This is a genomic window from Rhizobium sp. ERR 1071 (assembly GCF_007828675.1).
GTDB lineage: Bacteria > Pseudomonadota > Alphaproteobacteria > Rhizobiales > Rhizobiaceae > Rhizobium > Rhizobium dioscoreae.
In genome coordinates, this window is sequence record NZ_VITM01000001.1 from 999,967 (window position 1) to 1,014,175 (window position 14,209).

Sequence of the window (14,209 nt, forward strand, 5' to 3'; positions counted from 1 at the left end):
CCAGTACTATCGCAAAGCCGCCGCCCGGCCTTACGCGATATGCTTCAGCCAACAACCGCAGTTGTGAAGGTTGAGAAAATGACGTTACATCACTCGTGATAGCCAGAGCACGAGGGATGACGCATGAGCAGCGACGACGAAAGCGGTTTTCTTGTCAGAACGATCGCAGCGGAAGATGGCCTGAAGCTCCATGTGCGGGACTATGCCGGTGACGAGACGACCACGAAGGCCAGAACACCCGTCTTCTGTCTGCCCGGCTTGACGCGAAACTCGCGGGACTTTCATCAACTGGCGCTGCTTCTGTCACAGGACCCGGTAGCCCCGCGCAGAGTGATCACGCTCGATGCCCGCGGGCGCGGAGCATCCGAATGGGATGAGGACAAATCTCACTACAATCTCATCGTGGAAGGGCAAGATGTCCTCGCGGTTTGCGCTGCGCTCGGGATTCATCAGGCCATCTTCATCGGCACCTCGCGCGGCGGCCTGGTCCTTCATATGCTAGCGGCCAGTCGGCCCGATATCCTCAAGGCGGTGATTCTCAACGATATCGGTCCAGTCCTTGAGAAGATCGGATTGGCGGATATCCGCGATTATCTCAACCGGGACAAGAAACCCGCCAATTGGGACGAGGTGATCGAGATCCTTCGGGAGAACCATGGCAGCGCCTTTGGCGCGCTTGACGAGGAGGATTGGCAGGACATGGCACGGGCAATCTATGCCTTTCGTGACGGCAAGCCGATTGCCGATTACGATCCCGCCATCGCAGCGCAGATGCAGGCACTCGACCTGGAGGCGCCGATTCCAGACCTCTGGCCGCAATTCCAAGCGTTTCAAGATATTCCACTGATGGTGATTCGCGGGGAGAATTCGAAGCTTCTGACACAGACCACAACAGACGAGATGGCAAGCCGCCATCCGGGAATGGCCATCAAGATCGCGAGAGGACAAGGACATGCTCCGATTTTACATTTGGGCGATGTTCCGGATGCGATCCGGCATTTCATCTCGGGGTTTTAACAACAGGCACCCGCGCACTATTCGACGTCTGGCCAAAGCAAAAGGCCCGGTTGGGAGACCGGGCCTTTCCTCTTCCGATCGGAGGTCTGACCAGAAGATTTATCAAACTTGTTCGGCGAACCGAATTAGAAGGTGCGCTGGAAGCGGAGGATACCAGCCCAGGTATCCTTGTTGACGGCGTCGTAGTTGACGTAGGTCACTTCCGGCTCGATCAGCAGGTCCTTGACGGGGTTGAACTTGACGTTCGTCGTCGCAGCGAAAGTCTTCAGATCGTCGTAGGCGAGCTGCAGGTTCCACTTCAGCTTGTCGTTGATCGGAACGCCAACGCCGCCCCAGACAGCCCAGTCACCCCAACCGAGACCAGCACCGCCGGCGCCGGCATACTTGTTGAGCTTGTCGCCATCAGTGTTCCAGCCGCCCATAACGAAAGCGGTGAGAACGCCGAAGTCGGCATCGACGCGAGCCTTAACCGCGCCTTCTTCAACGATGGAGTCATAGCCACCAACGACGCGGAACTGCCAGGCGCCGGCCTTGTAGCCAACACCGGCAACGACGTCCGGAGCATAGTGGTCGGAGCTGTCTTCGCCGTTTGCACCGGTCGCGCCCGTGCCGGAATTGGAATCTTCGAGCGAGATCACAGCCGTGAAGCCGTTGCCGGCGTCATATTTGTAGGTGATCTGGTTCAGTTCGTCGGTGTTATTGATGCCGTATTCGATCACGTCGTCGTTGATGACGTCGCCGGCATAGCCGAGGAAGGTCGAGTAGACCGAATCGGCCTTACCGACGAGGAAACCACCCAGGCTGATATTAGCCCAAAGCAGCTTGGTCGTGGTGGCGTTGCCGTCATTCCAGTCCCAACGAACAACGGTATTGGTCTTCAGCGGGCCGTATTCGGTGTCGGTGGCAGTGTCGAGAGAGAGTTCGGCGCGGGTATGCCAGTAGGTACCACGGGCACCTGCGTCCTGGCCAGCCTTGTAGGCGTTGTACCAGCCGCCTTCGGTACGGACGCGGCCGCCGATCTTGAGGCAGGTTTCCGTGCCCGGGATGAAGAAGTAGCCAGCGCCATAGGCATCGCAGATGCGGACGTATTCCAGCGGCTCCGGCTCAGCAGCGACGATCGCGTCAGCAGCATGAGCACCGGATACTGCTGCCAGCGCAGCAGCGGAGCCGAGAAGAAGGCTCTTGATGTTCATAGTAACTCCAGTTCCAATATCGATTAGGTATGACAATTCACGCCGAGAAAATCGACGCGCCCTACCCCACCTGGTTTTAAAGTTGACCCCTGATCTGGGAGAACCAAGACGCTAAGTCTCGCTTCCGATTTGGAACCTACAGATCGTTTTTTTCAGAGCAATATCAGAGATAAACTATGAACAATTGTGACGGCGGTTTCAAACGCGTGCGTTGCACAAAAATCACGTCGCAAAACTGTCATACTGCCGACACGTTAGCAGCCGAAAACTACTTCAGATTACTTGAAAGAGATGCGCAACCACGGGTTGATCACGCCGAAAAAGAGCATAGAGCGCTCTCAAGACTGAATTCTAATTGTCGATATTCTCAAATAAAGAAAGCCCAGCTATTCGCCGGGCTTTCCATCATCGTAGTGAACAATCTTAAATGACCGAGGTCAGATCAGATTAGAAGGTGCGCTCGAAGCGGAGGATACCAGCCCACTGGTCCTGATTGATGGAGTCCCAGTTGGTGTAGGAGACTTCCGGCTCGATGAGCAGGTTCTTGACCGGGTTCCACTTGACGTTCGTGGTAGCGGCAAAGATCTTCGAGTCGGTGTAGGCGAGCTGGAGGTTCCACTTCAGCTTTTCGTTGATCGGAACGCCAACGCCGCCCCAAACAGCCCAGTCACCCCAGCCGATACCGGCAGCATCGCCAGCGCCGTTCGAACCAGCATACTTGTTGAGCTTGTCGCCATCGGTGTTCCAGCCGCCCATCAAGAAGGCCGAGAATGCGCCGAAGTCGGCGTCAACACGAGCCTTAACGGCGCCTTCTTCGACGATCGAGTCGTAACCGCCGACGACCTTGAAGCCCCATGCGCCAGCCTTGTAGCCAACACCTGCGACAACGTCAGGAGCGTAGTGGTCGGAGCTGTCTTCGCCGTTGGAACCGGTCGCGCCCGTGCCGGAATTGGAATCTTCCAGCGAGATCACAGCCGTGAAGCCGTTGCCGGCGTCGTAGTTGTAGGTGATCTGGTTCAGTTCGTACGGGCCGTCATAGACCACGTCGTCGTTGATGACGTCGCCGGCATAACCGGTGAAGACGTTGAACTGCGAGTCCGTCTTACCAACCGTGAAGCCGCCGAGGCTGATGTAAGCCCACAGCAGGTTGGTCTTGGTGGCGTTGCCGTCGTTCCAGTCCCAACGGATGATGGTTTCCGTCTTCAGCGGACCGTATTCGGTGTCGGTCGCGGTGTTGACGTTCAACTCAGCGCGGGTATGCCAGAGAGTACCCAGACGAGAGTTCGGGTTGTAGGCGTCGTACCACTGACCTTCGGTACGAACCTTACCGCCGATCTTGAGGCAGGTTTCCGTGCCCGGGATGAAGAAGTAACCAGCACCGAATGCATCGCAGATACGGACGTATTCGAGCGGCTCCGGCTCAGCAGCGACGATAGCGTCAGCCGCATGAGCACCGGAAACTGCTACGAGTGCAGCAGCGGAGCCGAGAAGAAGGCTCTTGATGTTCATATTGACCTCCAGTCAAAGTTTTATCTCGAGAATGAAAACTACCCGAAGGTATTCCCTGTCCCATCCTCGTGTTTCAAGAAGTGGACGATCAATCGCCCTCGCTTCCGAGAGTGAAAATACAAGACGTGCACTGTCACGCAATCGACATTTTCGCGGAACAGGGGATTTGCGTAAGCCTTCCGCAAGTCCTGTTGCCGAAAGGACACAAGTCAGCAACACGGCGGCCGCAATTATTTATACTTCATTAAGAAACTCCTTAATCTACCGGCACTTACGCGCGCAGTGAAAATGGTCCCCGCTGATTGGAAAAAGGCATTCGAATGGCCTTTCCATGGCTAACCGGCGGATTTTGCTAGGTTTGGTAAGCTCTATATGACGCTTGCCTCGCCGACCCACCCGGGATCGACAGCCACTGGCGGGTCTGGCCCTCGTCCCAAAACGACGCAAGGACAGAGTGATTCCTTGAAATGGCCGATTCGACTGCGACGTGTAGGCATTGAGCAAGGCCAAGCCGCCAATGACCAGATATCGCCCTACATCGTCATTTCCTTCGATAGAGGATCATTCCGGCGTGATGAAGCACACCATCGATGAAATCGCCATCGGCGGTGAAACCGGTATCGTCCCAATAGTCGATATGATCGCCCGTCACCACGTAGCGCCCCTGATAGGCACGCTCACGGCTTCCCCGCGCTTCGATATATCGGCCATTTGGCAGGAGTTCATGACGGATATGATTGTCGGCCGTCGTCCACATGCCGACGTAAGCATGTATCGGTGTCTTCATTTCGATTCGATCCTCGGAAAGGGCAGGCAGCGGGAACACGACGCCGGACAGGGTGAGAGCAAAGAGAGCGCGAATCAATGTGCCGCCCGCGTCGGGCGAACGACGATCTCATTGACATCGACATCATCGGGCTGCTCGACGGCGAAGCGTACCGCGCGACCGATGGCATCGGGCGTTAGCGCGACGGCCCGATAGGACTTCATCGCTTCGGCGGCCACCGGGTCGGTGATCGTCTCGGCCAGCTCGCTCTCGACGACGCCCGGATGGATGCAGGTGACCCGGATATCGCGGCATTCCTGGCGCAGCCCGTCGGAGATTGCCCGAACGGCATATTTGGTCGCGCAATAGACGGCGGCGGTCGGAGAGACCGCCAGCGCGCCGATCGAAGCGATATTGATGATGTGGCCGGTGCCGCGTGCCGCCATTCCCGGCAGCACCGCCGCAATGCCGTGAAGCACGCCCTTGATATTGACGTCGACCATTCTGTCCCATTCCTCGACTTTCATCGAAGCCATCAAGGAAAGCGGCATGATGCCGGCATTGTTGACGATCACATCGACGCGTCCCCAGGCCAGGCGTGCCGCCTCAGCAAAGGCAGCTACGTCAGCCCTGTCGGTGACGTCGAGCCGGCGGGTCATGACCGTGCCGCCCATTTCTCGAATCTCGGCCGCCAATGTTTCCAATCTATCGATGCGCCTGGCGCCCAACATGACCCTTGCGCCGGCGGAAGCGAGTTCGCGGGCGATGCCCGCACCGATGCCGCTGGAGGCACCCGTGATGAGAATGACTTTATCGATAGGCATACGATCACTCCTTGCTATGCGAACGGTTCTCTCCTGGAACCGCTACAGGGAGGATACAGAGCCTCATTGTCGTGATAAGCCATCCATTCAGTGACAGCTTGGAAAGTAATAATTACCAATGTGGCCTGATCTCAATGCTCTCTCCGTCTTCATTCTCGTCGCTCAAGAGCGCAATTTTCGCGCCGCTGCCGATAGGCTCGGCGTCACCCGGTCGGCGGTCAGCCAGACGATCCGGCGATTGGAAGAGAACATGGGCATCGCGCTGCTGCAGCGCACAACCCGCAGCGTCAGCCTGACAGAGGCTGGCGAACGGCTTTATGCGGACATAGAGCCGGCGGTATCGGACATACGCACCGCGATGGAAAAGACGGACGCATTGCGGACGCGGCCCCGCGGTCAATTACGGCTCGCCGTTTCATCGATCGCGGAGCGATTTCTCTCCGGCGATTTTCTAGCGGGCTTTGCGGCCGCCAATCCCGAGATCCAGCTCGACATCACCGTCACGGACGAGGAATTCGACATCGTCTCGGAAGGCTATGACGCCGGCGTCCGGCTTGGTGAAGTCATCGATCAGGATATGATTGCCATACCCGTCGCCGGCAACGAGCGGCAACTGGCCGTCTGTTCGCCCGCTTATCGCGATCGATTCGGCATCCCCTTGCATCCGAAAGAACTCTCCCTGCATCGATGCATAGGCTGGCGCCCTGCGCCAAAGGCTGTCCCTTACCGCTGGGAGTTTGCGGAAGAGGGCAAGGAATTCCGGGTGGAGGTCGCACCCGAGGTGACGACGAATGACATGGGCGTGATGATCAAGCTGGCTGTCGCCGGAGCGGGAATCACATTCGGGATGGAGGAAAGCTTTCATGACTTCATCGGCAGAAACGAACTGGTGCCGATCCTGGAGGAATATTGCCCCTATTTCCCTGGTTTCTATCTCTACTATCCCAATCGACGAAACATGGCTCCGAAGCTTCGAGCGCTGATAGCGTATCTGAAGCGCTATGAGGGCTTTGCGGGCCGAAATTCCCGATAGAAACTTGCTTTAGGATTTGGCAGCGCCAAGATCGTGGGCCGTCGTCTGTAGGGTAAGATAAACGGGAAAATGGCGGAGAAGATGGGATTCGAACCCACGATACCATTTCTGGTATACTCCCTTAGCAGGGGAGCGCCTTCGACCACTCGGCCACCTCTCCGGTGCGGCCCTGATAGGGCCATTCATTTATCGACGCAAGCGCTTTTTCGCGCTTGTGTACGTTCTTTCCATGATTCAGCAACAGGCGATTGCCGGCCGAACCATGCTCCGGCCGGCTCGAAAATTCACATCAAGCCAGCAACTGCTTCAAATCCGCGGCCGGGTCGGCAAGGATCTCCCGGGACGGATTGGCGCCGGTTTCCAGGAGCTTTTTGCCGGTCACATAGGCCTTTGCGTCGTTTATCGCGTCGACGGCTATGAAACGACCCTGCTTGAAATACCAGACGGAAGCAGCACCCTCGCGCGCGCCGGGACGCAGAAGCGTCTCGTCGTAACCCAGATTGAAACCGGCGATCTGCAGCTTGACGTCATATTGATCCGACCAGAACCACGGCTTCGGGTCATAGGCCTTTTCGTTGCCGGCTATGATTCCCGCCGCGGCTTCCGCCTGGTCGACGGCATTCTGCACGGATTCGAGCCTGATACGGCCACCCTCCCATGGCAACTCCACGCAATCACCCATGGCGAAGATTGCGGGATCGGAGGTGCGGGCAAACGAATCGACGACGATGCCGTTGCCAACCTCAAGGCCGGCCTCCTTGGCAAGCCTATCATTGGGAGCTACGCCGATGCCGACGACGACGAAATCGACATCGATGGTAGACCCGTCGGACAATTCGGCGGCGGCAACATGGCCGTTGCGGCCGATGAGCTGCTTCAGGCCGGTCTTCTCGCGAATGACCACATCGTGCTTTTGATGGATGGCCCGGAAAATATCGGCCGTTTCCTTGGCCGCCACCCGCTGCAATATCCGGTCGCCCATCTCGATGAGCGTGACCTCAAGGCCGCGATGGCGCGCGACAGCGGCTGCCTCGAGCCCGATATAGCCGCCGCCGATGATAAGCACCCGGCGTCCAGGGCGCATCTCGCCGGCAAGAAGATCGGCATCGCGCTTGTCGCGGGCGAGATAGACGCCTTCGAGCGCGCCGCCGACGGAGGGCGGCAGGCGGCGGGGCGTCGAGCCCGTCGCAAGCGCCAGCGTCTCATAATCCAGCCTGGAGCCGTCCTGCATGACGATCTGCTTTGCGGCACGATCGATCTGCTCGACCCAGGTGGACACACGAATCTCGACATTATTGTCGGTGTACCAATGTTCGGGCCTGAACAGCAGGCGATCAAAAGTCATCTCGCCGAGCAGATACTTCTTGGTCAGTGGCGGTCGCTGATAGGGAAGATTCTCTTCAGCACCGACGATGGTGATCGGCCGCGAATCACCCAGCCCGCGCAATTTGGCTGCGAGGGCGAAACCCGCCTGCCCGGCCCCGATAATGACCAATCTGCCCGTCACGATCCGTACTCCATTGTTACTATGGCGAGCCCCAGTATGGACGCGCTCGTAGGATTCAGGGGTAACGCCTGCATCCGCAAGCGTCAATCACGACTGACCCTGCGCCCCGGATCGGGAGAAAGTTAGGCCGACAGGCTCAGCCTGATATTTCGACCCAGCGGCGCTCGTGGAAGGATTGCGCCATGGCGTGCACCGATTTCTCGATTCGCAGCCCATCCTTGAAAGCCACGACTGACGCAGCTTCGCCCCCTATGGCTCGGATCAGCTCGCGGCATTCGATGATCTTCAGATCGTTGAAGCCAAGGCCGTGGCCGGGCGCCGGGATGAAGCGGTCATAGGGCTTATGCGCGGGCGCGGCCAGCACCTTGCGGAAGCCCTGTTCGCTGTCCCTGCCCTCGGCTTGGTAGAGCTCGAATTCGTTCATGCGCTCCTGGTCATAGGAGATCGAGCCTTTGGAGCCGAAGATCTGCAACGCGATCCGTCCCTTGCGGCCCCAAGCGGAGCGGTTGGCCATGAGAACCACGGAAATGCCGCCGCCAAGCCGCATCAGCACATTGGCGAGATCGTGATTTTCGACCGCGCGGCTGCCACCATCCTTCAACGGCCGTTCGGCATAGGGCTTCACCATGTCGGTAATGACAGCTTCCACATGGCCGAACAGGAACCAGAGCAGCGAAAGCGGATGCACGGCGAAATCATCGAGAGCGCCATAACCAGAGGCAAGCTCACTCTTCCAATAGAATAGGCCATTCGGATCGGCCATGAAGTCCTCGTCCATCTCGACGCGGACGTGATTGACCGCTCCGATCGCGCCTTCCGCAATCAGCGCCTTGATGTGCCGCATAACCGGGTTCTGGATATAATTGTAGCCGAGAATGGCAACCTTGCCCGAGGCCTTGGCCGCAGCCAGCATGCGTTCGGCATCGCCATAGGATGGCGCCATCGGTTTTTCGCACCAGACGTGCTTGCCGGCTTCAAGGGCTGCGATCGCCATTTCCGGGTGGAACTGGTTGGGCGTCGTAACGGAGACGACATCGACATCCGGATCTGCGATGAGCTCGCGCCAGTCGGCCGTTGCCTTTTCGAAGCCGAATTCGTCGCCGCGCGCCTTTGCCAGATCGGCATTGGCTTCGGCAAGATGCACCAGGCGCGGCCGCGCGACATCGCCGAATACGGTTTTGACGGCATTCCATGCCAGCGCATGGCATTTGCCCATATAACCGGTGCCGATCAATCCAACGCCCAACGGCTTCATTTACCCTTCCTCCTCAAATCCGCTCCCGAAGTTGCGCGATTTTTGGAATATTTAAACCGTTTTGACAAGCACACTCATGGCATCGGCATCTCTTCCGCAGGCAGAAATTCATATTTACACGTTTAAAATCATAAACTTAAAATTATTCGTGCCGAACGATTCAAAATCCGGTATCGTTGGAAATATGGAACGTTTGTTTCATTACGGGCATTGGGGGAGCTAAAGGACGGTGCATGGACAACAATATCGAGACGCAGACCAAGGTACCACGCGACTTCGAAAGCCTGCGCAGCACCATTATAGAGCGCAAGAATGCCATGCCGAAGCGGTTGGCCCAGGTTGCCGCCTTTGCGCTCGGCAATCCCGATGAGATCGCCTTCGGCACGACGGCCAGCATCGCGGCTGCCGCCGAAGTTCAGCCTTCCACATTGGTGCGCCTTGCTCATCACCTCGGCTATGAGGGCTTTTCCGATCTTCAGAGCATCTTTCGTGAACGGCTGCGCGACCGGACGCTGAGCTATGAGGAGCGGCTGGTAACGCTCGAACGCTCCGGCATCGAGAACGAAGAGGCCAGCATTCTCTCGGGCTTCCTCTCTGCGGCGAGCCAATCCGTCAACAAGCTCGCCGCAACCATCGAGACCGACACCTTCGCCAAGGCCGTCGACGTGCTTGCAGCGGCCGAGACGATCTATCTCATCGCCAAGCGCCGCTCCTATCCGCTGACGGCACATATGACCTATGCCTTCTCCAAGCTGAACATTCGTCACCAGATCGTCGCCTCGCCGAACGGCATCGACGGCGAGATCACCCGCTTCGCAACGGAGAAGGACGCCGCCATCGCCGCGAGCTTTTCGCCCTATGCCGCCGATAGCCTGGCGCAGGCACAGGATCTCTCCTCGCGCAACGTCCCGGTCATCGCCATTACCGATTCGGCCTTTTCGCCGCTTACCGCTTGCACCGACTACTGGTTTGAAGTGGCGGAAGCCGATTTTGCCGGTTTCCGCTCGCTGTCGGCATCGATGGCGCTGATCATGGCCTTTCCTGTCGCCATCGCCGAGCGCCGTCGAAAAGCTGCGACAAAAGCCGATAAAACGAAAATGGAATAAACATTCCGAATTGACAAAATCTCGGAACCAATGTTTCACTACAACCAAGATCACGGCCGCGGGAGATGGTCGCCAGATCCATAGCAACCGGGACGAAACGAACACCGGCACTTTCAATAACGCATGATCTCGGCGCAGGCTGAAAAGCAAAAGAGGTCATGCTCCGACGGGAGGACATCATGGCACACGACAATTCTGGCGCTGGGCCGGACACAAAACTCGATGTGATCACCATCGGCCGCTCCTCCGTCGACCTTTATGGTCAGCAGATCGGCTCGAAGCTCGAAGATATCGCCTCTTTCGCCAAATCGGTCGGCGGCTGCCCGGCCAATATCGCCATCGGCACGGCGCGGCTCGGCCTGAAATCCGGCCTTATCACCCGTGTCGGCGACGAGCAGATGGGCCGCTTCATTCGCGAGCAGACAGCCCGCGAAGGTGTGGCCGTCGACGGGATCGCAACAGACAAGGAACGCCTGACGGCGCTGGTGCTGCTGGCGGTCGAGGCCGAAGGCGTCTCGCCGATGATCTTCTATCGGTCAGATTGCGCCGACATGGCGCTGAACGAAGACGATATCGACGAAGGCTTCATCAAGTCCTCGGGCGCCGTTCTGGTCTCCGGCACGCATTTCTCCAAGCCCAATACCGAAGCCGCCCAACGCAAGGCGATCCGTATCGCCAAGGCGAACGGCCGCAAGGTGATCTTCGATATCGATTACCGGCCGAACCTCTGGGGCCTCGCCGGCCATGCCGAAGGCTTCGAGCGCTATGTGAAGTCGGATCGCGTGTCCTCCAAAATGAAAGAGACCTTGCCGGATTGCGACCTGATCGTCGGCACGGAAGAAGAGATCATGATCGCCTCTGGCGCCGACAACGTGCTCGGCGCCTTGAAGGAAATTCGCCGTCTCTCGTCCGCCGTCATCGTGCTGAAACGCGGCGCCATGGGCTGCATCGTCTATGAAGGCCCGATTTCGGACGATCTCGAAGCCGGTATCGTCGGCCAGGGTTTCCCGATCGAGGTCTTCAACGTCCTCGGAGCGGGCGATGCCTTCATGTCCGGCTTCCTGCGCGGCTATCTGCGCGGCGAGCCCTTGAAGACCTGTGGCACCTGGGCGAATGCCTGCGGCGCCTTCGCCGTCTCGCGCTTGCTCTGCTCGCCGGAATATCCGACCTGGGCTGAGCTCGATTTCTTCCTGAAAACGGGCAGCAAGCATAGGGCGCTGCGCAAGGACGAGGCAATCAACCACATTCATTGGGCGACGACCCGCCGCGCCGATGAAATCCCGCTGCTGATGGCGCTTGCGATCGACCATCGCTCGCAGCTCGTCAGCGTCTGCGATGAACTCGGCATCGGCCATGACAAGATCGTCGCCTTCAAGCGACTGGCCGTCGAGGCGGCAGCTCGTGTGGCCGACGGCCGCCCCGGCTACGGCATGCTGATCGATGAGCGCTTCGGGCGCGACGCCTTCTTCGATGCGGCAACCAAGAATTTCTCCTGGATCGGCCGTCCTGTCGAACTGCCGGGATCGAAGCCGCTGAAATTCGAATTCAGCCAGGACATCGGCTCCCAGCTCGTCGAATGGCCGCTCAATCATTGCATCAAATGCCTATGCTTCTACCATCCGGACGATCCGCAAGAATTGAAGGCGGAGCAGCAGGAGAAGCTGCGGACCCTGTTCGAGGCCGCGCGCAAGGTAGGACGCGAACTGCTGGTGGAAATCATCGCCAGCAAGAACGGACCACTGACCGACGATACGATTCCGAGGGCAATGGAAGAGCTCTATGCACTCGGCATCAAGCCGGACTGGTGGAAGCTGGAGCCGCAGGAATCGACGGCTGCCTGGAAAAAAATCGATGCCGTGATCGCCAAAAATGATCCATGGTGCAGTGGTATCGTCCTGCTCGGCCTGGAGGCGCCGGCGGAAGAACTGATCCGCAGCTTCGAGGCGACGCTGGCGGCTCCCTCGGTCAAGGGCTTCGCCGTTGGGCGGACCATCTTCTCCGATGCGGCCCGTGCGTGGCTCTCGGGTGGCATGAACGACGAGGAAGCGATTGCCGACATGGCCGGCCGTTTCCGGCAACTGACGGACGCGTGGCTCAAGACTCGCGGCCTATGAGAATCTAGCATTTGGGAGGCGCCCGATGGGCAAGACGATCCGATTGACGATGGCACAGGCCGTCGCACATTTCCTCAAGAAGCAGATGACCATCATCGACGGACAGAAGCAGCCGATCTTCGGCGGCGTCTGGGCAATCTTCGGTCACGGCAATGTCGCGGGCATCGGCGAGGCGCTCTATCAGGTGCGCGAGGAACTGCCGACCTTCCGCGCCCACAATGAGCAGGGCATGGCCCATGCCGCCATCGCCTATGCCAAGGCGAGCTTTCGTCAGCGTTTCATGGCCTGCACGACCTCCATCGGTCCCGGCGCGCTGAATATGGTGACGGCCGCCGGCGTTGCGCATGTCAATCGTATTCCGGTTCTCTTCCTGCCGGGCGACGTCTTTGCCAACCGCGCGCCCGATCCAGTGCTGCAGCAGATCGAGGATTTTGGTGACGGCACCGTTTCGGCCAACGACGCCTTCCGCCCTGTCTCGCGCTATTTCGACCGCATCACCCGCCCGGAGCAGATCATGACGGCGCTGAAGCGCGCCATGCAGGTGCTGACCGATCCCCTCGATTGCGGCCCGGTGACGCTTTCACTCTGCCAGGACGTGCAGGCCGAAGCCTATGATTATCCCGAAAGCTTCTTCGAAGAGCATGTCTGGACGCAGCGCCGACCGCAGCCGGATGCCGACGAACTTGCCAATGCCATCTCGCTGATCCGTCGTTCGGAAAAGCCGGTCATTCTGGCCGGCGGCGGCGTGCTCTATTCGCAGGCGACGAGGGAACTCGTCGCTTTCGCCGAAGCGCATGACATCCCCGTCGTTGTCACACAGGCCGGCAAATCGGCGATCGACGAGACGCATCCCCTCGCACTCGGCTCCGTCGGCGTGACGGGCACATCGGCGGCCAATGCCATCGCCGAGGAGACCGATCTGGTGATCGCCGTCGGCACGCGCTGCCAGGACTTCACCACCGGCTCCTGGGCGCTGTTCAAGAACGAGAAGCTGGCCATGATCGGCCTCAACATTGCCGCCTACGACGCTCTCAAGCACAACAGTCACCCGCTGGTGACGGATGCGCGCGAAGGGCTGAAGGCGCTTTCCGCCGGCCTGACAGGCTGGCGCGCGCCGGCGTCGCTTGCCGAAAAGGCGACGAAAGAAAAGCAGATCTGGATGGAAGCCGCCGCAAAGGCCATGGCGACCACCAATGCCGCCCTGCCCTCCGACGCCCAGGTCATCGGCGCCGTCACCCGCACGCTCGGTGGCGAAAACAGCATTCTGGTCTGCGCAGCTGGCGGCCTGCCCGGCGAGCTGCACAAGCTCTGGCCGGCAACGGCTCCCGGCAGCTATCATATGGAATATGGCTTCTCCTGCATGGGCTATGAGATTGCCGGTGGCCTTGGCGTCAAGATGGCGCGACCCGAAAAGGATGTCGTCGTCATGGTCGGCGACGGCTCCTATATGATGCTGAATTCCGAACTGGCGACCTCCGTCATGCTCGGGCTGAAGATTACCGTCGTGCTGCTCGACAACCGTGGCTATGGCTGCATCAATCGCCTGCAGATGGCGACCGGCGGCGCGAACTTCAACAATCTCTTGAAGGATGCGCGCTTCGAGGTGATGCCGGAGATCGACTTCCGGGCGCATGCGGCCAGCATGGGCGCGATAGCCGTGAAGGTCTCGTCCATCACCGAGCTGGAACAGGCCATCGAGGCATCGAAGAAGAACGACCGCAGCTCGGTCATCGTCATCGACACCGATCCGCTGATCACCACGAATGAAGGCGGCCACTGGTGGGATGTCGCCGTTCCCGAAGTCAGCCCGCGCGCCGAGGTCAACAAGGCTCGCGCCGCCTACGAACAAGCCCGCACCGCCCAGCGCATCGGCTGATCCATTTCC

11 protein-coding genes and 1 tRNA gene are annotated in these 14,209 nt (G+C 59.1%); 5 read left to right on the plus strand and 7 right to left on the minus strand.

Annotation, left to right across the window (positions count from 1 at the left end):
* Positions 1 to 123 precede the first annotated feature (123 nt).
* Complete coding sequence (locus FBZ99_RS05040; protein ID WP_113333819.1) at positions 124 to 1,017, plus strand: alpha/beta fold hydrolase; 894 nt, start codon at positions 124 to 126, stop codon at positions 1,015 to 1,017.
* Positions 1,018 to 1,142: 125 nt separating this feature from the next.
* Here the strand turns inward: FBZ99_RS05040 and FBZ99_RS05045 are convergent, their stop codons facing one another.
* The 4 genes from FBZ99_RS05045 to FBZ99_RS05060 all read right to left on the minus strand — a co-directional run bounded on the left by FBZ99_RS05045 (position 1,143) and on the right by FBZ99_RS05060 (position 5,309).
* Entirely contained in the window at positions 1,143 to 2,210 is a 1,068-nt protein-coding gene (locus FBZ99_RS05045) for a porin (protein WP_112723018.1), read from the minus strand.
* Positions 2,211 to 2,657: 447 nt separating this feature from the next.
* Complete coding sequence (locus tag FBZ99_RS05050) at positions 2,658 to 3,719, minus strand: porin (RefSeq protein ID WP_113333818.1); 1,062 nt, start codon at positions 3,717 to 3,719, stop codon at positions 2,658 to 2,660.
* A 541-nt stretch (positions 3,720 to 4,260) separates the two neighbouring features.
* Positions 4,261 to 4,545: an Atu4866 domain-containing protein gene (locus tag FBZ99_RS05055; protein WP_233788696.1), complete on the minus strand. Its 285-nt coding sequence runs from the start codon at positions 4,543 to 4,545 to the stop codon at positions 4,261 to 4,263.
* A gap of 35 nt (positions 4,546 to 4,580) precedes the next feature.
* On the minus strand, positions 4,581 to 5,309 hold the full coding sequence (locus FBZ99_RS05060; RefSeq protein WP_145631712.1) for an SDR family oxidoreductase: 729 nt from the start codon (positions 5,307 to 5,309) through the stop codon (positions 4,581 to 4,583).
* 118 nt (positions 5,310 to 5,427) lie between these two features.
* Here FBZ99_RS05060 and FBZ99_RS05065 point away from each other — a divergent pair, with 118 nt between their 5' ends.
* Positions 5,428 to 6,342, plus strand: a complete 915-nt coding sequence (locus tag FBZ99_RS05065; RefSeq protein ID WP_145631713.1) for a LysR family transcriptional regulator — start codon at positions 5,428 to 5,430, stop codon at positions 6,340 to 6,342.
* A gap of 70 nt (positions 6,343 to 6,412) precedes the next feature.
* On the opposite strand, the gene FBZ99_RS05070 is transcribed toward FBZ99_RS05065, so the two are convergent.
* The 3 genes from FBZ99_RS05070 to FBZ99_RS05080 form a co-directional block, all read right to left on the minus strand.
* Positions 6,413 to 6,502, minus strand: a tRNA-Ser gene (locus tag FBZ99_RS05070).
* A 129-nt stretch (positions 6,503 to 6,631) separates the two neighbouring features.
* Complete coding sequence (locus FBZ99_RS05075) at positions 6,632 to 7,849, minus strand: NAD(P)/FAD-dependent oxidoreductase (RefSeq protein WP_145631715.1); 1,218 nt, start codon at positions 7,847 to 7,849, stop codon at positions 6,632 to 6,634.
* Positions 7,850 to 7,985: 136 nt separating this feature from the next.
* Positions 7,986 to 9,104, minus strand: coding sequence for a Gfo/Idh/MocA family protein (locus tag FBZ99_RS05080; RefSeq protein WP_145631718.1), 1,119 nt, complete (start codon positions 9,102 to 9,104; stop codon positions 7,986 to 7,988).
* A gap of 233 nt (positions 9,105 to 9,337) precedes the next feature.
* On the opposite strand from FBZ99_RS05080, the gene FBZ99_RS05085 reads away from it, so the two are divergent.
* The 3 genes from FBZ99_RS05085 to iolD all read left to right on the plus strand — a co-directional run bounded on the left by FBZ99_RS05085 (position 9,338) and on the right by iolD (position 14,200).
* On the plus strand, positions 9,338 to 10,210 hold the full coding sequence (locus FBZ99_RS05085) for a MurR/RpiR family transcriptional regulator (RefSeq protein WP_145631720.1): 873 nt from the start codon (positions 9,338 to 9,340) through the stop codon (positions 10,208 to 10,210).
* A gap of 179 nt (positions 10,211 to 10,389) precedes the next feature.
* Positions 10,390 to 12,324, plus strand: a complete 1,935-nt coding sequence (locus tag FBZ99_RS05090; RefSeq protein WP_145631722.1) for a bifunctional 5-dehydro-2-deoxygluconokinase/5-dehydro-2-deoxyphosphogluconate aldolase — start codon at positions 10,390 to 10,392, stop codon at positions 12,322 to 12,324.
* Positions 12,325 to 12,349: 25 nt separating this feature from the next.
* On the plus strand, positions 12,350 to 14,200 hold the full coding sequence (iolD, locus tag FBZ99_RS05095; RefSeq protein WP_145631724.1) for a 3D-(3,5/4)-trihydroxycyclohexane-1,2-dione acylhydrolase (decyclizing): 1,851 nt from the start codon (positions 12,350 to 12,352) through the stop codon (positions 14,198 to 14,200).
* Positions 14,201 to 14,209: the final 9 nt, after the last annotated feature.